The 23,546-nt window shown below is 72.7% G+C and carries 19 protein-coding genes, 2 pseudogenes and 1 riboswitch; of the genes and pseudogenes, 8 read left to right on the top strand and 13 right to left on the bottom strand.

The window, feature by feature from the left end; genetic code table 11:
- On the top strand, nt 1–1,144 hold a 1,144-nt coding region (locus tag AC792_RS11625; protein ID WP_082177692.1), incomplete at its 5' end, for an MFS transporter.
- On the opposite strand, the pseudogene smc reads toward AC792_RS11625, so the two are convergent.
- A pseudogene (smc, locus tag AC792_RS18215) lies at nt 1,141–4,742 on the bottom strand (chromosome segregation protein SMC). The gene AC792_RS11625 and the pseudogene smc sit on opposite strands and share 4 nt — an antisense overlap.
- A 232-nt stretch (nt 4,743–4,974) precedes the next feature.
- Between smc and AC792_RS11615 the strand changes: the two are divergent.
- The 3 genes and pseudogenes from AC792_RS11615 to AC792_RS11605 all read left to right on the top strand — a co-directional run bounded on the left by AC792_RS11615 (nt 4,975) and on the right by AC792_RS11605 (nt 9,649).
- Complete coding sequence (locus AC792_RS11615) at nt 4,975–6,000, top strand: 3-oxoacyl-ACP synthase III (RefSeq protein WP_049830677.1); 1,026 nt, start codon at nt 4,975–4,977, stop codon at nt 5,998–6,000.
- Nucleotides 5,994–8,681 (top strand): annotated as a pseudogene (locus tag AC792_RS11610) (alpha/beta fold hydrolase); the annotation flags it as partial. The gene AC792_RS11615 and the pseudogene AC792_RS11610, both read left to right, overlap by 7 nt.
- 29 nt (nt 8,682–8,710) lie before the next feature.
- Nucleotides 8,711–9,649: an NAD-dependent epimerase/dehydratase family protein gene (locus AC792_RS11605; protein ID WP_049830676.1), complete on the top strand. Its 939-nt coding sequence runs from the start codon at nt 8,711–8,713 to the stop codon at nt 9,647–9,649.
- A 250-nt stretch (nt 9,650–9,899) separates the two neighbouring features.
- On the opposite strand, the gene AC792_RS16515 is transcribed toward AC792_RS11605, so the two are convergent.
- From AC792_RS16515 to coaD, 6 genes are all read right to left on the bottom strand, one after another.
- Complete coding sequence (locus AC792_RS16515) at nt 9,900–10,709, bottom strand: C40 family peptidase (RefSeq protein WP_082177687.1); 810 nt, start codon at nt 10,707–10,709, stop codon at nt 9,900–9,902.
- A 2-nt stretch (nt 10,710–10,711) separates the two neighbouring features.
- Nucleotides 10,712–10,891, bottom strand: a riboswitch (cyclic di-AMP (ydaO/yuaA leader).
- A 218-nt stretch (nt 10,892–11,109) separates the two neighbouring features.
- Entirely contained in the window at nt 11,110–12,072 is a 963-nt protein-coding gene (gene mutM / locus AC792_RS11595; RefSeq protein WP_049830675.1) for a bifunctional DNA-formamidopyrimidine glycosylase/DNA-(apurinic or apyrimidinic site) lyase, read from the bottom strand.
- Nucleotides 12,073–12,807, bottom strand: a complete 735-nt coding sequence (gene rnc, locus AC792_RS11590) for a ribonuclease III (RefSeq protein WP_049830674.1) — start codon at nt 12,805–12,807, stop codon at nt 12,073–12,075.
- A 73-nt stretch (nt 12,808–12,880) separates the two neighbouring features.
- Nucleotides 12,881–13,084, bottom strand: coding sequence for a 50S ribosomal protein L32 (rpmF, locus tag AC792_RS11585; protein WP_043445822.1), 204 nt, complete (start codon nt 13,082–13,084; stop codon nt 12,881–12,883).
- A 2-nt stretch (nt 13,085–13,086) separates the two neighbouring features.
- Entirely contained in the window at nt 13,087–13,650 is a 564-nt protein-coding gene (locus tag AC792_RS11580) for a YceD family protein (protein ID WP_049830673.1), read from the bottom strand.
- A gap of 111 nt (nt 13,651–13,761) precedes the next feature.
- Nucleotides 13,762–14,274, bottom strand: coding sequence for a pantetheine-phosphate adenylyltransferase (gene coaD, locus AC792_RS11575; RefSeq protein ID WP_049830672.1), 513 nt, complete (start codon nt 14,272–14,274; stop codon nt 13,762–13,764).
- 86 nt (nt 14,275–14,360) lie between these two features.
- Here coaD and AC792_RS11570 point away from each other — a divergent pair, with 86 nt between their 5' ends.
- From AC792_RS11570 to AC792_RS11555, 4 genes are all read left to right on the top strand, one after another.
- Entirely contained in the window at nt 14,361–15,593 is a 1,233-nt protein-coding gene (locus AC792_RS11570; protein ID WP_049830671.1) for an aminotransferase class I/II-fold pyridoxal phosphate-dependent enzyme, read from the top strand.
- On the top strand, nt 15,590–16,402 hold the full coding sequence (locus tag AC792_RS11565) for a spermidine synthase (protein WP_049830670.1): 813 nt from the start codon (nt 15,590–15,592) through the stop codon (nt 16,400–16,402). The genes AC792_RS11570 and AC792_RS11565 overlap by 4 nt, the downstream gene beginning before the upstream one ends.
- Before the next feature lie 187 nt (nt 16,403–16,589).
- Entirely contained in the window at nt 16,590–17,195 is a 606-nt protein-coding gene (locus AC792_RS11560) for a hypothetical protein (RefSeq protein WP_160317640.1), read from the top strand.
- Nucleotides 17,196–17,288: 93 nt separating this feature from the next.
- Nucleotides 17,289–18,059: a YcnI family copper-binding membrane protein gene (locus AC792_RS11555; RefSeq protein ID WP_049830668.1), complete on the top strand. Its 771-nt coding sequence runs from the start codon at nt 17,289–17,291 to the stop codon at nt 18,057–18,059.
- A gap of 71 nt (nt 18,060–18,130) precedes the next feature.
- Here the strand turns inward: AC792_RS11555 and rsmD are convergent, their stop codons facing one another.
- The 6 genes from rsmD to AC792_RS11525 all read right to left on the bottom strand — a co-directional run.
- Complete coding sequence (rsmD, locus tag AC792_RS11550; RefSeq protein WP_049830667.1) at nt 18,131–18,703, bottom strand: 16S rRNA (guanine(966)-N(2))-methyltransferase RsmD; 573 nt, start codon at nt 18,701–18,703, stop codon at nt 18,131–18,133.
- 42 nt (nt 18,704–18,745) lie between these two features.
- On the bottom strand, nt 18,746–19,819 hold the full coding sequence (locus tag AC792_RS11545) for a sulfate/molybdate ABC transporter ATP-binding protein (protein WP_049830666.1): 1,074 nt from the start codon (nt 19,817–19,819) through the stop codon (nt 18,746–18,748).
- On the bottom strand, nt 19,816–20,631 hold the full coding sequence (locus tag AC792_RS11540) for an ABC transporter permease (protein ID WP_049830665.1): 816 nt from the start codon (nt 20,629–20,631) through the stop codon (nt 19,816–19,818). The genes AC792_RS11545 and AC792_RS11540 overlap by 4 nt, the downstream gene beginning before the upstream one ends.
- A gap of 39 nt (nt 20,632–20,670) precedes the next feature.
- Nucleotides 20,671–21,474 (bottom strand): molybdate ABC transporter substrate-binding protein, encoded by an 804-nt coding sequence (modA, locus tag AC792_RS11535; RefSeq protein ID WP_049830664.1) that lies wholly within the window; start codon nt 21,472–21,474, stop codon nt 20,671–20,673.
- A gap of 3 nt (nt 21,475–21,477) precedes the next feature.
- Nucleotides 21,478–21,882 carry a TOBE domain-containing protein gene (locus tag AC792_RS11530; RefSeq protein ID WP_049830663.1) on the bottom strand — a complete coding sequence of 135 codons (405 nt, stop codon included), beginning with the start codon at nt 21,880–21,882 and terminating at the stop codon, nt 21,478–21,480.
- A gap of 38 nt (nt 21,883–21,920) precedes the next feature.
- Nucleotides 21,921–23,546: ATP-dependent DNA helicase RecG (locus tag AC792_RS11525; RefSeq protein ID WP_049830662.1), on the bottom strand; the 1,626-nt coding region annotated here is incomplete at its 5' end.

The following is a 23,546-nucleotide window of genomic DNA, read 5'->3' as shown; positions in this document are numbered from 1 at the left end:
GCGCTTCGACGTCGGGGTCACGGCGTCCGCGTTGATCGTCAGCGCCCTCGCCTTCACGCGGTTGATCTTCGCGCCGGCGGGCGGGCGGCCCGTCGAGAGGGGGGGGGAGCGGCCGGGGGACCCCGTGGGCCTGGTCATCGTGGCGCCCTCCCCGGCGGCCTGCGCCTTCGCCGCCGAGTACTGGCAGCTCCTGCTGTTCCGCGCCCCCGGAGGCATCGGCTCCACCATGTTCACGGTCTCCGCCATGGGGCTGATCGTCCGCCTCGCCCCGCCTGCCATCCGCGGCCGCGTCCCCGGGTCCTACGCCACCGCGTTCCTGCTCGGGAGCATCGGCGGCCCCCTGCTGGGGGGCGTCCTGGCCGGGTTCGGCCTGCGCGTCCCGTTCCTCGTCTACGCCGCGGCGCTGCTCGTCGCCTCGGCCGTGGTGTTCTTCCAGCTGAAGAACACCACGCTGGCCGATCGTCGGGCTGCACGGCAGCAGGCACCGCTGACCGTCCGCGAGGCGGTCCGGGACTCCGCCTACCGTGCCGCCCTGGTCTCGAGCTTCACCAACGGCTGGTCCTCCTTCGGGGTACGGATGGCCCTGGTACCACTCTTCGCGGCCGCGGTCCTGGGAGCCGGGCCGGAGATCGCCGGACTGTCCCTGGCGTTCTTCGCCGCCGGTACAGCGCTCTCGCTCACGGTCTCCGGACGGCTGGCCGACTCCCTGGGCCGGCGGCCCCTGGTCATCGTCGGGCTCCTGGTGAACGGCGGCGCCATGATCGCGCTCGGCTTCTCCGGCTCCGTACCCGTGTTCCTCGGGATCTGCGTGATTGGGGGGATCGGCACCGGACTCCTCAACCCCGCGCAGCAGGCCGCCGTCGCGGACGTGATCGGCAACGGGCGCAGTGGTGGCAAGGTCCTCGCCGTGTTCCAGATGAGCGCCGACGTCGGCACGCTCATAGGCCCGGTCCTCGCCGGCCTCGTGATCGACGCCCTGGCCTTCGGCTCCTACGCGCTGGCCTTCGCGGGGAGCGGCGTCCTGGGTCTCCTCGCCGCCGTCGTGTGGTTCACGGCGCGGGAACCGCTCCAGCAGCCGGGGAGCACACCGGTGGGCGGGGACGGCACCGACGCCGGGACCGGCGCGGGGGCCCGCCCCGCCTAGACCGACCGGTGCGGGGGCCGGCCGGTCTCCCCGTCCAGGCGCTGGCTGATCACGGTGGACACGCCGTCGCCCTGCATGCTCACCCCGTACAGGGCGTCGGCCACCTCCATGGTGCGCTTCTGGTGCGTGATGATGATCAGCTGGCTGGACTCCCGCAACTCCTGGAAGATGCCGATCAGGCGGCCGAGGTTCGTGTCGTCGAGAGCCGCCTCCACCTCGTCCATCACGTAGAACGGCGAGGGCCTCGCCTTGAAGATGGCCACCAGGAGTGCCACGGCCGTCAGCGAGCGCTCGCCGCCGGACAGCAGGGACAGCCGCTTGATCCGCTTGCCCGCCGGCCTCGCCTCCACCTCGATCCCGGTGGTGAGCATGTCCGAGGGGTCGGTGAGGACGAGTCTGCCCTCGCCGCCCGGGAACAGCGTGGTGAACACGTGCCGGAACTGCTCGGCGGTGTCCTCGAACGCGGCCGTGAACACCTGCTCCACGCGCTCGTCGACCTCCCGGATGATGTCCAGGAGGTCCTTCCGGGTGGCTCTGAGATCGGCCAGCTGGGTACTGAGGAACCGGTGCCGTTCCTCGAGCGCCGCGAACTCCTCGAGGGCCAGGGGGTTCACCCTGCCGAGCGCCGCGAGGTCGCGCTCGGCTCGTCTCAGCCGTTTCTGCTGCTGCTCCCGCACGAAGGGGATCCCCTCGGGCACCGGGCGGCCCTCGTCGTCCACCGGCGCGCGGAGTGCGGCCCACCTGTCCTCCCCCGCAGAGTCCTCCGGCACCGGGAGGTGAGGGCCGAACTCGGCCACGAGGTGGTCCGGGGTGAGCCCGAGCTCCTCGGCGGACCGGTGCTCGAGCGTCTCGATGAGGAGCCGCTGCTCGGTGCGCGCCAGCTCGTCCCGGTGCACGGAATCGGTCAGCTCGGCCAGCTCCCCGGCGAGTTCACCGGTGGACCGGCGGACCTGCTGGAGCTCGGCGCCCTGGGCGTCCCGCAGCCCTTCGGCGGCCTCCCGCTGCCGGCCGGCCGTCTCCAGGGCCCGCGCCGCCCGCTGCCCCCCGAGGCGGGCGGCCCGCGCCCCGGCCGCAGCCCTCCGTGCGTGCGCCTGCCGGATCCGGGCCTTCTCGGCGGCCTGTTCACGCGCCCGCCGCTCGGACTGCGCCGCACGCTCCAGGGATGCGGCCCGCCCCTCCACGGAGGAGAGCTGCTCCTCGCGGCTGCGCAGGGTCAGCCGGGCCTCCAGCTCGGCCTGACGTGCGGCGACGGCGGCACCACGCAGCGCGTCGCGCTGCTCGACGGGAGGTTCCGCCTCCACCGGCTGGTCCTGGAGTTCCTGCAGGCGCAGGGCGGCGTCCTCGAGCCGGGCCTCCTCCAGGGCCAGCTCGGCCTCAGCGGCCCGCAGGAGCACGGTCGACCGTCGCGTCTCGTCGGCCGCCGAGCGCATACGTGCGTTCAGCTGCCCCAGTTCCTCGGTGACGGCGGCCATGCGGGCGTCGGACTCGTGGAGTCGTGCGAGGGCGTGCTCGGTGCGCTCCTGCGCCGCCGTCCGCGCCGTCCGGAGGTCGGAGGCGCGGGTACGGAGCCGCTCCGTCAGCCGCACCACGTCGGCCAGGCGCCGCTCCGTCTCCTCGACCGCGGCACGCAGCTCGAGGAACCCGGCGGCGTCGGGCGTGCCGCCGCGCGCACCGTGCGCGGTGAGCACGTCGCCGTCGCGCGTGACGGCCGTCCGGGCATGCCCCTCCTCGACCACCTGGAGGGCCTGACCGAGGTCGTCGACCACCACCACCCCCCCGAGCAGGTCCTCGAGCGCCGGGCGGAGCGCCACCGGCAGGGTGAGCAGGGACAGGACGGGGACGCCGGCCGAGCAGTGGTGCGCGGACGGCTGCCCGGGGTCGTCGGTCCCGGGGGCCACCAGGAGGGCCACCTGCCCGGCGTCGGAGCGCTTCAGCAGTGCCAGGGCCTCGACGGCGGAGGCGAGGTCCTCCACGGTGACGGCGTCGGCGCTGCGGTCGAGGGCCGCGGCGACGGCGCGCTCGAACCCGGGCTCCACCTGCAGCAGCGCCGCGATCGGGCGGGACACGCCGTCGAGCCCGGCGGCCAGGAGCACCGAGGAGCCGTCGCGTTGCCTGAGGCCCTCGCGCTGGACCTCCACCCGGGCGGCGAGCATGCCGCGCTCCTGCTCCGCGGTGCGTTCCTGCTCGACGACGGCGTCCAGTTCCAACGCGATCGCCTCGAGGGCAGCGGACGCCTCCTCGTACTCGGCGTCGAGACCCTCCTCGCTCTCCTCGTCCCCGGCGACCCGACCCTCCAGGGCGGTGAACTCGCGTTCGGTGCCCCGGCGGCGGCCCTCCGCGGCATCGATGGACGACCTGAGCCGCCCGCGCTCCGCCACGGCCGCCTCGCCCCGGCCCCGCGCCGCACCGACACCCCCCGCCCGCCGGGCGGCCCCCTCGCGCCGGCCCGCGGCCGCGCGCAGGCGCCGGGCCGATCGGACCTCCTCGGCTGCCGCGGCGTCCTCGGCAGCGCGGCGCGCCTCGAGGGCCAGCTCCAGCACCCGCCGGGCAGTGCCCACGTCCGCATGGAGCTCCGCGACCTCCGCACGGGCACGGGCCGCGCGGAGGTCGAGCTCGTCGGGATCGCGGGAGGTGTCCGGGCCGTCCCCGCCCTGACCCAGCAGCTGGGCCCGGTCCTCGGCGCGGGTCCGAGGGCCGCGAGCTTCCCGCGGCCGCTCGACAGCGCGTAGAAGGATTCACGGGCGGCATCGGGCGCGGGAACGGCGGGGGCGCCGGCCGGCCCGAGGGGCGCCGGCCGCGCCCGCCCCGCGACGCGCGCCCGCTCCCCCCCCTCCCGCCCGGTCTGCCGCCCCGCCTCCGCGGCGGCGTCACGCTCGATGCCGGAACGGGGCGCCGCGAGGTCCGCCGCCGGCGCCCGCGCGCGGGGGGCGCGTGCCGCGACCTGCACCTGCGGCGCCCGCCGGGCCCCCTCGGCCTGCTTGCCGAGCGGCGTGAGCTGCCGACGCGGCTCGGCGGTGAGGTCCGCGGGCCGTGCGAGATTCGCCTGCATGGCGTCGAGCTTGCGCACGGTCTTCTCACGGCGGCGGCGGTGCTTGAGGATGCCGGCGGCCTCCTCGATGAATCCGCGGCGGTCCTCGGGTGTGGCGTGCAGCACCTTGTCGAGCTGGCCCCGCCCCACGATCACGTGCATCTCCCGGCCCAGCCCGGAGTCCGAGAGCAGCTCCTGGATGTCCAGCAGCCGGCAGCCCCTGCCGTTGATGGCGTACTCGGAGCCACCGGCACGGAACAGCGTGCGGGAGATCGTGACCTCGCTGTACTCGATGGGCAGGGCGCCGTCGCCGTTGTCGATGGTCAGCGCCACCTGCGCCCGTCCGAGTGGGGCGCGGCCGGCGGTCCCGGCGAAGATGACGTCCTCCATCTTGCCGCCGCGGAGCGTCTTGGCCCCCTGCTCCCCCATCACCCAGGCGAGCGCGTCCACCACGTTGGACTTCCCCGAACCGTTGGGGCCGACGACGGCCGTCACGCCCGGTTCGAAGTCGAAGGTGGTCGCCGAGGCGAAGGACTTGAACCCTCGCACGGTTAGACTCTTCAGATGCACGGTGTCAGGTTCTCCAGACGGTTCGGGACCTCACCAATCTACTGGACCACCCCGACGGTGCGTCGTACCGCCCCGTGAACCCGTGCAGCAGGCGGACGTCCGAGGTGACCCTCCGTGCGGCAAGAAGTAGGCTTACAAAGATTCAGCACTATTCCAAGGCGTCCAGGCCGACCCACACGTGGGTCCTTCCACGGCCATCCACCGGCGCTGATCAGTTGACGAGGCAGGAAATTTGACCGGTAACGCGACGTTCCGACATGACAACACGGCATTGCTCGCCGTCACGAGTGTGGAGGCGCCGGTAGTCGTCAGTTCCGCAGACTTCGACGAGCGACTGGCACCCAGTCTGAAGCGGCTCCGCCTCTCCAAGCGCCTGCTCGAGCGCGTGGCCGGCGTGACCGAGCGCCGCTGGTGGTCCCCGGGTTCCGACTTCGACGACGCCGCCATCGAGGCGGGTGCGAAGGCCATGGCGGAGGCCGGAGTGGAACCGGGTGACGTCGGTCTGCTCATCAACACCTCGGTGACACGCCGGAACCTCGAGCCGTCGGTGGCCGTGAAGATCCACCACGCGCTCGGGCTCCCCTCCTCGGCCATGAACTTCGATCTGGCCAATGCCTGCCTCGGGTTCGTCAACGGTATGACCCTGGCCGCCAACATGATCGACTCCGGTCAGATCAAGTACGCACTGATCGTGGCCGGGGAGGACTCCCGGCGGGCCCAGGAGGCCACGTTCGACCCGCTGAACCGGGGGGACCCCCCCCCGGAGGGCTCCCCCCCCCCGCTCGCCCCCCTGGCCCCCCGGGCGGGGGCGGCGGGGGCCGTGTCCGGCCCCGCCGATCTGCACCCCGGGTCCCACCGCATCGTCGGCGGTGGGTCCCGGGCCGGGGCGGGGCCCCACGAACTGTGCGGGGGCAGCCCGGGCGGCATGTACACGGACACGAAGGGCCTGCTCGACGGCGGGCTGGAGCTCGTGGTCACCGCGTGGCACGAGGCACAGGCGGACGGCTGGGCGTGGGACGGCATGGATCGCTATGTCACCCATCAGGTGTCCAACTCCTACACCAACGCGATCATCAAGGCGGTGGACCTCGAGCGCGAGCGGGTCCCCATCACCTTCCCCCACTGGGGCAACGTGGGTCCGGCGTCCCTGCCGATGACCCTCGCCCAGGAAGCGCACTCCCTCTCCCCCGGCGACCGCGTCCTCTGCCTGGGGGTGGGCTCGGGCCTCAACACGTCGATGATGGAGCTTGCGTGGTAGCACTCCCCGGCGTCGACCCCTCCTGGTCGACCTACCGGGACGTGCCCTCGTCCAGTGACGCCGACGCCCCGGGGACGGTGCATCGCTGGCACTACCTGGACAACGGTGTGGGCACGGAGGGGGATCTCCCGGCGCGCGGCACACTGCTCTGCGTCCACGGGAACCCCACCTGGTCCTATCTGTGGCGCGCCCTCCTGGCGGCAGGACGGGACGCGGGGTGGCGGGTGATCGCCGTGGACCAGTTGGACATGGGGTACTCCGCGAGGACCGGTGTCTTCCGGCGCCTGGCGCACCGCATCACGGATCTCGAGGACTTCGTCCGCGCCGCGGGACTCTCCGGTCCCGTGGCGACGGGGGGGCACGACTGGGGCGGGGTGGTGAGTCTCGGCTACGCGAACCGGAACCGGGAGGATCTCGTCGGGGTGGTCCTGACGAACACGGCCGTGCACCAGGATCCGGCCCGCTCGATCCCGGCCGCGCTGCGGCTCGCGCTGGCCCCCGGGGTCCACGGGCTCGGCACCCGGACCAGCACGGCGTTCCTGGACGTCACCCTGGCCCTGGCCCGGCCCGCGCTGAGCCCCGAGGTGCGCCGCGCCTTCCGGGCGCCCTACCGCACCGCCGCCGCCCGCGAGGGCATCGCGAACTTCGTCTCCGACATCCCCGCCGACGAGACGCACCCCAGCTTCGCCGCGCTGACCGAGACGGCCGAGGGGATCCGGAGCCTCGACGTCCCCGTCCTGATGATGTGGGGGCCCGGGGACCCTGTGTTCTCCGACCCCTACCTGCAGGACCTCGCCGAGCGGTTCCCGCACGCCGACATCCACCGCTTCGAGCGCGCGAGCCACCTCGTGCAGGAGGACGCCGACACCGCGGCCACCACCGTGGAGTGGCTCAGCTCCCACTCGCTGGGGCACCCCGGGACCGGGACGCAGGACCCCGAGGTACTGGCTGCCGGGACACCGGCTCCTGAGCTGCTGTCCGCACGCGATGATCAGCACCGCCCGTCGGACGAGGCACCCGGCGAGTACCGGCCGCTGGGTGCGCTCATCCCCGAGCTCGCTGCGGGCGACGCCGCGGGAACGACGGCCGTCGCGGAGATGCTCCCCGGAGGGGCACCGCGCACGCTCACCTGGAGGGAACTCGCGGCGGACGTGGACGCCGTCGCCGGCGGTCTCACCGCGCTCGGCTACGGGCACGGCACACGGGTGAGCCTGCTCGTCCCGCCGGGGATCGATCTGACCGTCCTCATCTACGCGTGCCTGCAGATCGGCGCGGTGATCGTGGTCGCCGATGCCGGACTCGGCGCGCAAGGTCTGAGCCGCGCCGTGAAGGGCGCGTCTCCCGACGTCGTGATCGGCATCGAGCGCGCACTCGTGGCCGCACGCGTCTTCGGCTGGCCCGGCCGCCGGATCAGCGCCACTCCCCTGTCACCCGCCGTGCGGAAGGCCCTGGGGGTCGAGCTGTCGCTGAACGATCTCCGCGCCGCCCGACCCGTCCAGATACCGGCACCGGCGCCGGACAGCGACGCCGCGATCCTCTTCACCTCCGGTTCCACCGGCCCGGCGAAGGGCGTGGTGTACACGCACCGTCAGCTCGCCGCCATGCGCGACGCCGTGGGATCCACCCTCGGACTCGGCCCGGGTACCGCCCTCGTGGCGGGATTCGCCCCCTTCGCGCTCCTCGGGCCGGCGCTCGGGGCCACCTCGGTGACCCCGGACATGGATGTCACGGCGCCCCGCCCCCTCACGGCGCGGGCGCTGGCCGATGCCGCGGCTGCCATCGACGCCACCACGGTCTTCGCCTCCCCGGCGGCGCTGCGGAACGTCGTGGCCACCGCCGGAGCCCTGACCACCGCGGGCAGGGATGCCCTCGGACGGATCTCCCTGCTGCTCTCCGCCGGAGCCCCGGTCCCGTCCACGCTGCTCGAGTCCGTGCAGGAGCTCGTGCCAGGAGCCTCCCTCCACCCCCCGTACGGGATGACCGAGTCCCTCCTGGTGGCGGACATCGACCTCGACGGCGTACGGCGCGCGGCTGCATCCACCGCCGCGGGCCTTCCCGGGGCCGGCAACGGGGTCTGCGTGGGGCCACCCGTCCCCGGGGCCCGCGTGGCGGTGAGCCCGCTCGATGCTTCCGGCTCGCCGACGGCGGACGTCACCACGGCGACCGGGATCACGGGCGAGATCCTCGTGGCCGCACCCCACGTGAAGGACCGCTACTTCCGCCTGTGGCGCACCCAGCAGGAAGCCGCGCGTACGCGGCCGTGGCACCGCACGGGCGACGTGGGCCACTTCGACGCCGAAGGACGCCTGTGGGTGGAGGGCCGGCTGGGTCATGTGCTCACCACCGCCACCGGAGTCGTGACCCCGGTGGGGCTCGAGCAGGCGCTCGAACTCGTGGGCGGGGTCCGGCTCGCCGCCGTGGTGGGGGTTGGCCCCGCCGGGACCCAGGCCGTGGTCGCGGTGCTCGAGACGGAGGCGTCGACGGGCCGGCGCCCCCGGCTCGCCGACGCCGCTCTCGCCGCGGCCGTCCGGTCCGCCGCACGGGCCTCCGGCACCGAGCTCTCCGCGGTCCTCGAGGTGGCGAGCCTTCCGGTGGACGTGCGTCACAACGCGAAGATCGACCGCTCGCGGGTGGCGGCGTGGAGCGCCCGCTTCCTCTCCGGCGGCCGGGCGGGGAAGCTGGGACCGTCCTCGTCGCCGGCGCCAGCGGCATGCTGGGCCGGGCGGTCGCGGAGCGGCTGCTGGCCGACGGCGGATCCGTCCGCTGCTTCCAGCGCCGCCCCTCGCATGTGGACGGCGCGGAGGACCACCTCGGTTCCGTGGACGATCCCGCAGCTGTGGCGGCAGCGGTGCACGGGTGCACGGCCGTGATCCACCTGGCCGCGAAGGTCTCCTTCACGGGCCGCGCCGCGGAGTTCGAGCGCATCAACGTGGAGGGCACCCGCCTCCTGCTCGACGCCGCCCGGAGTGCCGGTGTGCGCGACCTGGTCCAGGTGTCCTCTCCCTCCGTGGCGCACAGCGGCACTTCGCTCGTGGGTGCACCGGCCGGGCCCGCCGATCCAGGGCGCGCCCGCGGGCACTACGCCCGGACCAAAGCTGCGGCGGAACTGCTGGCGCTCGGACGCTCCACCCCGGACTTCCGCGTCGCCGCCGTCCGCCCGCACGTCGTGTGGGGGCCCGGGGACACCCAGCTCGTGGAGCGCGTGATCGCGCGTGCCCGGGCGGGGCGGCTCCCCCTGCTCGACGGCGGGGCGGCCCTGATCGACACCACGTACGTGGACAACGCGGCCTCGGCGATCGTGGCCGGCCTGGACCGCATGGAGCAGGCGCAGGGTCAGGCCCTCGTGGTCACGAACGGTGAGCCTCGGCCCATCGCCGAGCTCCTCGCGGGGATCTGCCGGGCCGGAGGGGTGGAACCACCTGCCTGGTCCGTGCCGGGCGCCCTGGCGCGTGGCGCCGGAGCCGTGATCGAGCGGGGCTGGCAGGCCCTCGGGCGGGCGGACGAGCCGCCGATGACGCGCTTCCTCGCGGAGCAGCTCTCCACCGCGCACTGGTTCGACCAGCGCCGTACACGATCGGTACTCGACTGGACGCCGTCGGTCACGATCGACGATGGGTTCGGGCAGTTGGCAGCGCACTACGCGCAGTGAACCCCGGTACCGCCAGGAACTCGCTCCGCCTGGCGTCCACGTAGGTCCCCGCATACCGCTGAACCGTGCCGGCGACTGATCAACGCCTCATCACGCAGCTACCAGCCCATGAGCAGTGATCCATCCTCACCGTCCCCGCAGCCGACCGCTCGTCACTGCAGGCCGGGAAGTGTCCGGAGACGCGAGAAGGGCGGGACGCTCGTGCGTCCCGCCCTTCGTGCATCACCGGCAAGATGCCGGCGTGATGGTCCTAGCGGGTGTAGTAGCCGTCCACCTGCATGGCGCTGACGTCGTGCACCAGGGTGCCCTGGGACGGGTTCAGCGCGCTGATCATCTTGCCGTTGCCGAGGTAGATACCCACGTGGCTGCCACCGTTCTGGCTCACGAGGTCGCCCGGCTGCGGGTTGCTGGTGGGGCGCAGGGCGGCGAACTGCGACCACGTGGTGCGGGGAAGGCTGATGCCGTTCTGGGCGTAGACCCACTGGACGAAACCGGAGCAGTCCCAGGCCTTGAAGCCGGTGCCGCCGTAGACGTAGCTGCCGCCTTCGCCCTGCATGGCGGTGCCGGTGATGCCGTTGCCGGCCACGGGGGCAGCAGGAGCGACGGGAGCAGCGGGGGCCGGAGCAACGGCGCCACCGTTGGGGATCGGGGTGATCGCACCGGCAGGAGCCTGGAAGCTGTAGTTCGACTGTGCAACCGCGGGAGCCGCTTGGCTGGCCGCCGTGTAGGTGACGGGAGCCGTGTACGTGTAGGTGACGGGAGCCGTGTGGACCGGAGCGGCAACGGGAGCGGTGTAGACCGGAGCCGTGTAGACCGGAGCGGCAACGGGAGCGGTGTAGACCGGAGCCGTGTAGATGGGAGCCGCGACGGACTGCAGTGAGTACTGCTGAGCTGCGGCGGGAGCCACCTGGATCTCACCGGAGGCCTGTGCGGGGAGTGCCGCTCCCAGCATGATGCCGGAGACGGCGACGGCCACGACGGCCGGCTTGCCTGCTGCGGCGAGGGGGTTGGTGCGCGTCGGGACGGCCCGGTGGCGCGCTGCGGAAGTCTTCTTGGACATGATGATGCCTTTCCCAATGCCTACGAAGTTAGCTGTCGGGTTCGGATGGGACATCCGGACGCGCTCTTCCGTGGACCACCGCCCCCTGGCCGGTCCACACGCGTCTTAACCCCTAGGGCTCGTCAGACGAGCCCGCTTTCGGTTCCCCCGCCCCTGTCGAACGTGTTGTGCGAACGGTCCACTCTCATCGACAGGGTTAGGCAGTGTGAGGTGGGCGCCTCTCCGTGGTGGACGGGCGCGGGTCCAACTGTATGCGTTGATCACCGTTCTGTCACGTTTGGGTCACGGGACGGTGGTCCGGAGCAGGATCGACCCCCTGTCCGACACCGATCCGAGACCGGTCCGAGACCTCCGCGGGAGCACTTGGAAGCTGTTCCCGTGCCGGTGATCGCGGCAGGCGTCAGGGTCGGGCGTTCCGCGGACGGGCCTGGCAGACCGGGCACAGGTAGGAGGAGCGGCCCATGAAGGGCTCCCTCCTGATGAGGGTGCTCCGGCCCTGGTCGGCGCACCGGCGGCAGGGACTCGCCTCGCGCCCGTAGGCCTCGAGGGATCGTGCGAAGTACCCGGACGCGCCGTTGACGTTCACGTACAGGGAGTCGAAGCTCGTACCACCGGCGTCCAGCGCCCTGGTCATCACCGTGGTCACCGCCTCGAGCAGACGTGCGGTCTCGGGCCTGCGGAGGGTGTCCGTGGGGCGGGCGTAGTGCAGCCGCGCCGCCCAGAGGGCCTCGTCGGCGTAGATGTTCCCGACCCCGGAGATCAGGCCCTGGTCCAGGAGCGCGCGCTTCAGGCCCGTCCTGCGGCCGCGGAGGCGCCGATGGAACACCTCGGTGGAGAAGGCCGGGTCCAGCGGATCACGGGCTATGTGGGCGGCCTCACGCGGGATCAGGGGCGCGGGGTGGAGTCCGAGTCCTCCCGGGGCGCCGTCCGGTGTGGGCTCCAGGTCCGTGACGAACATCCCCCCGAAGATGCGCTGGTCCACGAAGCGCAGTTCGTCCGGAAGCGCGTCGTCGTCCTCCCCCGAGGCCGCGGACAGCGTGAACCGTACCTTCAGGTGCTTCTCGGGCGGTGCGTCGTGGCCCTCGATCAGCAGTTGACCGCTCATCCCGAGATGCGCCATCAGTGCCGTCCCCGGCGCGCGCCCCGCGGTCCCCGTCATCGAGAGGGGGAGCCAGAGGAACTTGCCGCGGCGTACGACGTCGGACACACGCGCCCCGAACGTCCGCTCCCGGAAGTCCTCGACGCCCGCGGCGTGGCGTCGGAGGGAGCGGGGATCGAGGACGTCGACGGCATCGATGGTGCGGCCCACGACCCACCGCGCGAGCCCGCGCCGCACCACCTCGACCTCGGGGAGTTCCGGCACTCAGGACCCGGCAGGCGGTGAGGAGGCGTGGGTACCTCCGTGGACGGGGCCCGGCGCGCCGGCGGCGAGCGCCACCCAGGACTCCGCGGCGGCGGTCTGCTCGGCCTCCTTCTTCGAGGGACCACGGCCCGAGCCGTACTCCACGCCGCCGATGAGGAGCCGCGCGGTGAAGGTCCGCGCATGGTCGGGGCCGGTTCCCTCGACCCGGTAGTCGATCGCGCCGAGGCGCCCCGCCGCCGCGGTCTCCTGGATGCGGGTCTTCCAGTCCGTCCCGTTGCCGAGGACGGCGGAGTCGGTGAGGAGCGGCCCGATCAGCCGCATCACCATGGCACGGGCCGTCTCGATGCCGCGGCTCAGGTACGCCGCGCCGATCACCGCTTCCATGGTGTCCGCGAGGATGGACGCCTTGTCGCGCCCGTTGGTCAGCTTCTCGCCCTGACCGAGCAGCACGTAGCTGCCGAGATCCAGGGTACGTGCCACACCGGCGAGGGCCTTGGTGCTCACGACGGCGGAGCGCCGCTTGGCCAGTTCGCCCTCGGAGAGCGTGGGGTTGTCCCGGTACAGGGCATCGGTCACGGACAGGCCCAGCACGGAGTCGCCGAGGAACTCGAGGCGCTCGTTGGTGGGGATCCCGCCCTTCTCGTACGCGTAGGAGCGGTGGGTCAGGGCAAGACGAAGCGTCTCGGGGTCGATGTCGACCCCGAGACGCTTCGTCAGTTCTGCTGTGTTTCTCACGACTGCATCAGCCAGCTCCGCACCGAATCCGTCAGCCGCACCCCGGGGCGTGCGGCGGACGAGGAATTCGATGTCAGACGTCGGCTACCTTGCGTCCCTTGTACTCGAGGAACAGCGGGGTACCGGCCGAGTCGGTGACAACCTTGGCCTGGTGGGCGAGGCTGTAGGTGACGCGACCGTTCTCCAGCGTCTTAACCAGCTTGGGCGCGGTTGCCTTCCACTGGGACCGGCGTGCGCGGGTATTCGCGCGGGACATCTTCCGCTTCGGGACAGCCACGGCTAACTCTCTTCTCTCTCGTCCGACTCTGACTTTGCTGCCGCGTCGTTCTCTGCGGCGGTACCGGTCAGCCCTGCGAGGGCCGACCAGCGGGGGTCCAGAACTTCATGGTGGCGATCCGGATCGGCGTTCAGCTGCGCCCCGCACTCGGAGCACAGACCTCTGCAGTCCTCCCGGCACACCGGCTGGAATGGCAGCGAGGTAACCACCGCATCCCTCAGCACGGGTTCCAGATCGACCGAATCGTTCTCCACCCGGTGCTGTTCTTCATCCTCGCCCGACAGCGACTCGGAGTCGCTGTAGAAGAAGAGCTCCTGAAGGTCCACCGTGCGGTCGAACCGCAGTGGCTCCAGGCAACGGCCGCACTCGCCGGTTACTTCGACGTCTGCCGTTCCCGACACCAGGATCCCCTCGTGGACGGACTCGAGGCGCAGGTCCAGTTCCAGTTCGGAACCCTCCCGTACACCGATGAGCGCCACACCGAGATCCTTCGGTGCCGGTACACGTTCCTCCAGTGTCCGCATGCTTCCCGGGCTCCGCCCGAGATCCTTGACACTGAAAGTCAAAGGCGCACTGAGATCGCTAGTGATGATGACTCCTGTAGAACATATGACCGACGTGCCATCCTAGCCTGATCCGACGCACAGCCCCAAAACGTCCGGACCCGGCGACCGCCGTCACGGCTCGGCGGGCACGTCGCGCCCGGCACCGTCCGGGTGGTCCGGCGGCACGAGGCGGCGGAGGACGGCGGGCGGCACGAACGGCGCGACGTCGCCCCCGAGGGCCGCCACCTCCTTGAGCAGCGTGGAGGAGACGTGGAGGAACGCGGCATCGCCGGGGAGGAAGACGGTCTCCACGTCCGCGAGGTGGCGGTTCATCCGCGCCATCGGCAGCTCGTAGTCGACGTCGAGCCCCGAGCGCAGTCCCTTGACCACGCCGACGGCTCCCTGCTCGCGGCAGAAGTCCGCGAGCAGACCGCCACCCATGGGCACCACGGTGACGTTGGGGAGGTGCGCGAGGCTCTCCGCGCAGAGCATGCGGCGTTCCTCGGCGTCGAACCGGTACGTCTTCGCGTAGTTGGTGGACACGGCCACCACCACTTCGTCGAAGAGACGTGCGGCCCGCGTGATCACGTCCACGTGGCCGAGGTGGACGGGATCGAACGAGCCGGGGCAGATGGCGCGGGTCATGCCCCCACGGTAGCCAGTCGGTCCGGTGACAGGACAATCCCCCGAGCCACCGGCGGCAGCCGGGTCGGACCGGCGATACTGGTCGCATGACGGACACAAGGACGAACGGCGCCGCGCGTACCGGACCGGCACCGTGGGCACGGGCGGCGCGGGGTGCGAACCTGCTCGGTGCGGACGGGGAGCTCGGGATCACCATCTTCGAGGAGGTCACGGCGCTCGCGCAGCAGCACTCGGCCGTCAACCTGGGGCAGGGCTTCCCCGACGAGGACGGACCGGAGGAGATCCTCGAGGCGGCGCGGGCGGCGATCACCGCGGGAGCCAACCAGTACGCGCCCGGGCAGGGCCTGGCGGTGCTGCGGCACGCCATCGCGGCGCACCAGGAGCGGTTCTACGGGCTGCAGCCGGATCCGCGGGACGGGGTGATCGTGAGCACGGGGGCCACGGAGTCCATCGCGGCGGCGATCCTCGCCTTCGCGGGTCCCGGGGACGAGGTGCTGACCTTCGAGCCCTTCTACGACTCCTACGGCGCGGTGATCGCCCTCAGCGGGGCCACGCACACCACGGCACCCCTCCTCGCCCCGGACTTCCAGCCCGATCCCGACTCCCTGGCCGCGGCCTTCGGCGACCGCACCAGGATCGTGGTGGTGAACAATCCGCACAACCCCACGGGCAGCGTTCTCACCCGTGCCTCGCTTGAGCTGATCGTGGACCTGGCGGAGCGCCACGGCGCGATCATCGTGACGGACGAGGTCTACGAGCACCTCACCTTCGGCGCCGAGCACGTACCGGTCGCCACGCTCCCCCGGGCGATGGAGCGCACGCTGACCATCTCCTCGGCGGGCAAGACCTTCTCGGTGACCGGGTGGAAGGTGGGCTGGCTCACCGGTCCCCCCGGACTCGTGGCGCAGGTGCGTACCGTGAAGACGTTCCTGACCTACACCTCGGGCACACCGTTCCAGAGCGCGATCGCCGTGGGCCTCGGCCTCCCCGACACCTTCTTCGCCTCCGCCGCCGCGACGCTGGAGCGCAAGCGCGATCTGCTCGGCGTGGGCCTGCGGGCCGCGGGCTTCGAGGTCTTCACGCCCCGCGGCACCTTCTTCACCCTGGTGGACGCCTCCCCGCTCGGGGTCGAGGACGCCACGGAGCTCGCGCGCCGCCTCCCCTCCCTCATCGGGGTGGCCGCGATCCCCGTGGCGGTGTTCTGCCACGAGGAGGGCGCCCTGCGCACCCGCTCGCTGCTGCGCTTCGCCTTTTGCAAGCGGACCGAGGTCATCGAGGAGGCGGCCACCCGCCTGTCCACGCTGCGTGAACGCCTGTGAACGGCGTCCCCGAGCCGGAGCACGACGGCGACTTCGAGGTCCCCACCCGCTGGCTGTCCGGCATCGGCGCCTACGCGGAGCTGGACGAGGACGCCTTCATCGACGGGGCACTGATCCTCAGCATCGGGGGCGCCCAGCAGTCGCACGTGGACGTGCGCCGACCGGAGCGCGTGTTCTACGAGTACCTGCAGCGGATCGCGCACGTGCTCGACCTGGTGCGGCCGGCCGGGACACCCCTGCGCGTGCTCCACCAGGGAGCAGGGGCCCTGACGCTCGTCCGCTACGTCCAGGCCACCCGGCCCGGCTCCGCGCAGGTGGCCGTGGACATCGAGGGTGAGCTGATGGAGTTCGTCCTCGAGACCATCCCGCTCGCCCCCGGTACCGACTGCAGCATCGTGGTCGACGACGCCGCCGCGACGGTCCGCGACCAACCGGACGGCGCGTTCGACGCCGTCGTCCTCGACATCTTCGCCGGCGCCGACGCGCCCGCCCATCTCACCGGACCGGGCTTCGCCGCGGACCTCCTGCGGATCTGCGCCGAGGACGGCGTGCTGCTCGTGAACGTGGGCGACGATCCGCCGCTGCGCTTCGCCCGGGAACAGAGCCGTCAGCTCACCTCGCTGGCCGCGAGCACCGCGGTGCTCACCGAGGCGGGGATGGTGGGCGGAGCGCTCGCCGGCAACGTGGTGGTCGCCGCCCGGCGCTCGTCCTGGCCGGCGTCCTGGACCACCACGCTGCTGGAGCGGGGGCCCCACCCCGCCGCCGTGCTGGTCGGCACCGGACGCGAGGAGTTCGAGCGCGGATGGTGATCGGGCGGGTCCGGGGTCATCCGAGCGGCTCTCCCCTCCGAAGTAGGAGCAGACGGATCCACCCCGCGACCCGGGCAGGGACCGGCGGGCGGGTCGGCCCGTCACGGTATCCTGGGAGGGCCCGGAAGCGGCGGATGCCCGGCAGCGACGGCAGGCACGGCGGGCACAGGACCAGGGGAAGGAGACGATGATGGGATCCACCCTCGGCTACGTCCGCTCGGCGGTCCTCGTGTCCCTGGTCCTCTCGCTCTCCTCGGCGTCCCACGTGCTCGGTGCCGGTCACCTCCCCCCGCTCGGCATCATCGCGCTGCTGGGCGCGCTGCTCCTGGTACCGATCACGCTCCTCACCCGCCGCGCACTCTCCTTCCGCTCCATCGTGCTGGTCATGGGAGCCGGCCAGCTGGTGCTGCACACCCTGTTCGAGCTGACGGCAGCCCCCGCCTCCTGCCTGCCCTCCGCGGCACAACCCGGCCACCACGCCGCGTTCGAGCTCGCCTGCTCACCCGTGGTCCGGGAACAGCTCGCCGGGCAGCACGGAGTGTCGATGCTCCTCCTCCACGCCGTCGCCACCCTGGTCCTGGCGCTCGCCGTGGCACGGAGCGATGCCGCCGTCGTCCTGCTCGCCGCCTGGCTGCGGCCCCTCGTCACGCCATCCGCCGAGCTGCCCGCACCGGTGCCCGCACCCCGCGGCCTGGTACCGGAGCAGCCCGTGCGCGTCCCACCGCTCCCGGTCCACGCCTCGGTGCCCACCCTGCGCGGCCCGCCGCGACCATTGCTGGTCCCTTCCCGCTGAACCCGCCCCGGTTCCGCCCCCATCATCCCGCTGCTCCCGACTCCCCCGGTGCTTCCCACCGGTCGAGGAGCGCACCCCGCGAAAGGCAGTCCCATGACCTCTTCCCACCGCTTCCGCGCCCGCACCACGGGCGCCGTCGCACTCACCACGGCCGGCCTCATGGCCCTCGGCCTCGGCGCGGCCAGCGCCCACGTGTCCGTATCCCCTGCGTCCACGTCCGAGAACGGCTACTCGCAGCTCACCTTCAGCGTCCCGAACGAGTCCGAGACGGCGGGCACCAACAAGATCGAGGTGAAGCTCCCCACCGAGCAGCCCTTCACCTCCGTACGCGTCAAGCCCATGGCGGGCTGGAGCGCCGAGGTGGTCACGGGTGAGCTGCCCGAACCCGTCACCACGGACGACGGCGCCACCCTCACCGAGGCCGCGCTCTCGGTCGTCTGGACGGCGGAGCCCGGGTCCGAGATCTCGCAGCAGGAGTACCAGACGTTCGCCATCTCCGTGGGCAGGTTGCCCGCGGCCGACACCACGGTGATGCTCCCGGCCGTGCAGACCTACACCGATGGCGAGGTGGTGGCCTGGGACGAGGAGACCGTGGAGGGCGAGGAGGAGCCCTCGAAGCCTGCACCCTCGTTCGTCACCACGGCGGCGGAGGGCGGCGGCCACGCGCACGGTGCGGCCACGGGCGCCTCGGACGACGAGGAGGCCGGGTCGGACGACACGGCCGAGACGATCGCCACGGAACCCACCGCCGTGAGCAGCGAGACCTCCTCGACGTCCGCCGTGGGCTGGGTCGGCCTGGTGGCCGGTCTGCTCGGACTCGCCGCCGGCGTCGTCGCACTCCTCCGCACCCGGCGCACCGCGTAACAGCCGTCCGGGGGGCCCACCGGCGTGCGAACCGGTGGGCCCCCCGGCGGGCAGGTGCTCCTCCCCGGACCTCAGGGGGCTGCGGGCTCCAGGAACCACAGACGCGTCTCGCCGTACTTCCGTTCGGAGAACCGCTCCAGGCCCGAGGGCCATACCGGTTCGGGCGATCTCGCCGAACGCTCCACCACCACCACGGCACCCTCCGCGAGACGGGACCCGAGCGCCGACAGCACCTCGGTGACCCCCTCGGCGTCGAGGGTGTACGGCGGGTCCATCAGCACGAGGTCCCAGGTCAGCTCGGGTGCCACCCGCGCCAGGTACGTCTCCACCCGCGACCGGTGGACCCGCACCGCGGTACGCCCCAGCACCTTGTTCACCAGATCCGCGTTCCGCTGGGCCACCTCGGCCGCCCGATCGGCTGACTCCACAAGGTCCACGCTCGCGGCGCCCCGGCTCGCGCTCTCCACGCCGAGCGAGCCCGACCCCGCGTACAGGTCGAGGACGTGGGCGCGCTCCAGGACCCCGTAGGACTCCAGCCGGGAGAACAGTGCCTCCTTCACGCGGTCCGTGGTGGGCCGGGTCCCGGTCCCCTCCACACTGGTGAGGGTGGAACCTCCGGCGAGTCCGGCGATGATGCGCGTCATGCTCCCGACTCTATCGCCGCGGACCGGAGCCGTGCCCCACGCTCACAGCGGGTAGATCGAGGCGTCCTCCGGTGAGAAGGACAGCCGGACCCGCACACCGGGTGCGAGGCCCAGGTCCACGACGGCGGCGGGGTGGACATCCGCCGCCAGGGCACCGGCGTGCACCCTGACGAGGTCCCCGCGGTACTCCACGTCCTCGATCCCGGCCACGACGTGGATCCGTCCGGGCCCCTCGCCCCCCGGGGGTGGGCCGTCCGTGAGTGGGCCGTCCCTGGACACGTCGATCCGCGTGGGCCGGACGGCGAGCGCGAGCGCCGCACCCTGGGCCACCGGTCCACCCTGCCAGGGCACCCGCAGACCGCCGGGGCCGGCGAACGCCGCTCCTGCCAGCCGGCCGTGGACGAGGTTCAGGCCGGCGAGGCGGGCACCGAAGGAGGTGGTGGGGTGCGTCAGCACGTCCCTCGTGGGTCCGGCCTCCACCACGCGCCCGCCGTCGAGGATCAGGACGCGATCGGCGAGCAGGAAGGCATCGAGCGGGTCGTGGGTGACGATCACCGCCGACCTGTCCGCCAGGACCTCGCGGAGGAGCAGGCGGACGGCAGGGGCCACCGTCACGTCCAGGGCCGCGAGCGGCTCGTCGAGGAGCAGCAGCGCCGGGGCGGCGGCGAGGGCGCGGGCGAGCGCGACGCGCTGGGCCTGACCTCCGGAGAGCTGCGCGGGGCTGCGTCGGCCCAGCTCGGACACCCCCACGCGTTCGAGCCACCGGTGGGCGAGCGGTCGGGCCGAGGATCGTCCCGTGCCCCTGCTGCGGGGCCCGAAGGCGACGTTCTCGAGCGCGGTGAGGTGCGGGAACAGCAGTGCGTCCTGGGCCAGCAGCGCGATCCCGCGGTGCCGCGGCTCGGTGAGGATCCTCCGCCCGGCGCCGATGTCGAACAGCACGGAACCATCGAGGGCGGCGTGTCCCTCCGTGGGGACCAGGAGCCCGGCCACGAGGTCCAGGAGGGTGGACTTGCCCGCCCCGTTCGGTCCGAGCACCGCCAGGGTCTGACCGGGGGCCAGCTCGAAGGCCACGTCGAAGGACCGTCCGGTCAGGGCGGCCGCGAAGGTGAGGCTCATCCTCCGGCCCGGACGCCACGAGCCACGGCGCCGCTCCCGAGCGGCCGGACCCGGTGGGCGATGCCCACGACCACGAGGGCGATGACCACGAGGAGCAGGGAGAGCGCCACGGCGGCGTCGGGATCGGTCTCGCGCTGGAGGTAGATCTCCAGGGGCAGGGTCCGCGTGGTGCCCTCCAGGCTCCCCGCGAAGGTGAGGGTGGCACCGAACTCCCCCAGCGCCCGGGCGAAGGAGAGTACCGTGCCGGACACCAGCGCCGGGAGCACGAGGGGTACGGTGATGCGCCGCAGGACCGTCCACGGACCGGCGCCCAGCGTCGCCCCGATCACCTCGTAGCGCGTACCGGCGGTCCGCAGGGCCCCCTCGAGGCTGAGGACCAGGAACGGCAGCGCCACGAACGCCTGCGAGAGCACCACGGCCGCGGTGGAGAAGGCGATGTCGATCCCGGCGGCGTTCAGGGAACCGCCGAGCAGCCCCCGCCGCCCGAACGTGTACAGCAGGGCGAGCCCGCCGACCACCGGGGGGAGCACCAGGGGCAGCAGGACGAGGGACCGGAGGAGGCCCTGGCCGCGGAAGGACGTGCGCGCCAGGACCAGCGCCATGGGGATGCCGAACACCACGCAGAGCAGGGTCGCGGCCAGGGAGGTGCGGAGGCTGAGCAGCAGTGCGGCACGCGCGCTGCCGGAGGTCACCAGGGCGAGGAAGTTCGGCCAGTCCACCCGCAGTGCCATGGCCACCACGGGCAGGATCACGAACAGGGCTCCTCCCGCGGCCAGGACCAGCACCCAGCGCGGGAGGGCTCTGCCGGTCACGATCCGTGCCCCTGCCGGCGCGGTGATCGGCGCGGATCCTCAGCCCGCACCGAAACCCGCCGCCTCGAGGACCACCCGCGCCTCGGGCCCGGCGACGAAGTCCACGAAGGACCGCGCGGCGTCGGGATCGGCGGCATCCGTCAGGAACGCGATCGGGTAGGTGTTCACGACGTCGGCGGCCTCGGGGACGCCGATGCCGAGCACCGCCTCGCCGGCCCGCTGCACGTCCGTCGCGTAGACCAGGCCCGCGTCCGCCTGCCCGGAGGTGATCTTCCCGAGGACGTCGGTCACGGACGCCTCCTCGCTCACGGGACTCAGGCGCACGCCCGACAGCTCCTCCACCTGCGCCGTCGCGGCCCCGCAGGGCACCTGCTGCGCGCACACCACGGTCTTGACCCCGGGGCGGGCCGCATCCGCGAGGGAGGTAATGTCCGCGGGGTTGTCCGGCGGGACGGCGAGCTCGAGTGTGTTGGAGGCGAAGTCCACGGGGTCCCCCGCGAGCCGGCCGTCGTCCTGCAGCCGCGCCATGGTGCGGGTGTCGGCGGAGGCGAACACGTCCGCCGGTGCACCCTCGGAGATCTGGGTGGCGAGGTCCGAGGATCCCGCGAAGGTGAGGACCACGCGCGTCCCCGGGTTCTCCTGCTCGAACTGCCGGGCCAGCTCGGTGAACGAGTCACGGAGGGAGGCGGCCGCGAACACCGTGACGCTGCCGGAGTCGCTGACGGCCCCACCGGTGTCCGGCGCATCCGCCGAGCGCCCCGCGGTCACCAGGACCACGGCGGAGAGGAGAACGGGGAGGGCGACGGCGCGGGAGCGGTCACGGCCGGTGGAGGAACCGCGCATTCCCTAGGCCTTCCCCGCGGGGGTCTCGACGATCACCGTGGTCGCCTTGACCACGGCGATCGCGACGGACCCGGGCTCGAGCCCGAGATCACGGACCGCCTCGCTGCTCATGAGCGACACCACCCGGTGCGGACCGCACTGGAGCTCCACCTGAGCCATGACGGTGTCCATGGTGACCTCGGTGACGATCCCCACGAACCGGTTGCGCGCCGACCGACCGATGTCCGACGGGTCCCCCGGCAGCACGGCGTTGCGGTGGGCCAGCCGGGCGAGTTCCAGGGCGTCGACCACGGCCCTGCCCGCAGGGTCCTTCGAACTGCCGAGGACGCCGTCGGCGATCCAGCGGCGCACCGTGTCGTCGCTGACCGCGAGATAGCGGGCGGCATCATTGATCCTCAACTGCGTCATGAGAGACACAGTACCTCCGCAGGTGCGGAGCGCAGATGTCAGCCCTTCTCGAGGAACGCCTCCTTCTCAGGATCGAGGTAGAGCTGGATGGCCTGGGCCAGGCCCGGATGACCCTCCAGCTCGGGGGCGGCACCCACGATGTCCTGGGCGTCGGCACGGGCGCGCTCGATGACCTGCGTGTGCTGCGTGATCTTCAGGAAGCGCAGGGCCGAACGCCCGCCGGACTGGGATCTCCCGAGGATGTTGCCCTCACGGCGCAGCTCGAGGTCCTTCTGCGACAGCTCGAACCCGTCCGTGGTGGAGGCCACGGCCGACAACCGCTCCCGGCTCGGGTGGTCCGGTTCGAGCTGCGTGACCAGCAGGCAGGTGCCCGGGTGGCCGCCACGACCGATCCTGCCCCGCAGCTGGTGGAGCTGGGAGATCCCGAAGCGGTCGGCGTCCATGATCACCATGAGCGTGGCGTTGGGGACGTCCACGCCCACCTCGATCACCGTGGTGGCGACCAGGAGGTGCAGGGAACCTCCGGTGAACCGGGCCATCACGTCGGCCTTGTCCTGCGGGTCCATCCGGCCGTGCAGCATACCGCTCACCACGCCCTGCAGCTGCGGGACCTCCGCGAGCGACCCGACGAGCCCCAACACGCTGGTGGGCTCCTGCTGCCCCCCGGTCGCCGGGTCCGCCGGAAGGAGGACCCCGGCGTCGTCGTCGGCCTTCTGGCCGTCGCCGATCTTCGGGCAGACCACGTACACCTGCCGTCCCGCGTCCACCTCCTCCCGGGCCCGCGCCCAGATCCTGTCGATCCATCCCGGGTGCTCGGTCAGCCCCACCTCGTGCGTGGCGATCGGCGAGCGGCCGGCCGGGAGCTCGGACAGGGTGGAGGTCTCGAGGTCACCGAACACCGTCATGGCCACGGTGCGCGGGATCGGCGTCGCCGTCATCACCAGCACGTGCGGCGAGGTGCGTGCCTTGGTCCGCAGGGAGTCCCGCTGCTCCACGCCGAACCGGTGCTGCTCGTCCACCACGATCAGGCCGAGGTCGAAGAAGCTCACGTGCTCGGAGAGCAGGGCATGGGTGCCGATCACGATGCCGGCGTCCCCGGACGCCGCGGCCAGGAGCGCCTTCTTCCGCTGCGCCGTGGGCATGGACCCGGTGAGCAGCACCACCTGCGTGCCGTCCGCCGCCCCGCCGAGCATCCCGCCCTCCGCGAGCGGTCCGAGGGTCCTGGTGATCGACTGGAGGTGCTGGGCGGCGAGGACCTCGGTGGGGGCGAGCAGGGCCGCCTGGCCCCCGGCGTCGATGACCTGCAGCATCGCCCGCAGTGCCACGAGCGTCTTCCCGGACCCCACCTCGCCCTGGAGCAGGCGGTTCATCGGGTGGTCCTGGGCGAGGTCGTGCGCCAGCGTGCGTCCCACCTCGAGCTGGCCCCCCGTCAGCGTGAACGGCAGGCGGGCGTCGAACGCGTCGAGGAGTCCGCCCCCACGAGGGGGGCGCGCCGTCGCCTCCTGGCGCGCCGCGAGCGCCCGGCGACGTGCCAGGGCCGCCTGCAGGACGAACGCCTCCTGGTAGCGGAAGCGGTGCTGGGCGCGGTACGCGTCCTCGACCTGCCGGGGCCGGTGCACCAGCTCGTACGCGCACGCCAGGCTCATGAGCTTGTCCCGCTGCAC

Source organism: Arthrobacter sp. RIT-PI-e (assembly GCF_001187915.1).
Classification (GTDB): Bacteria; Actinomycetota; Actinomycetes; order Actinomycetales; family Micrococcaceae; genus Arthrobacter_D.
Note: the sequence above shows the minus strand (reverse complement) of the source record. Positions and strands in the feature narration are given on the sequence as shown.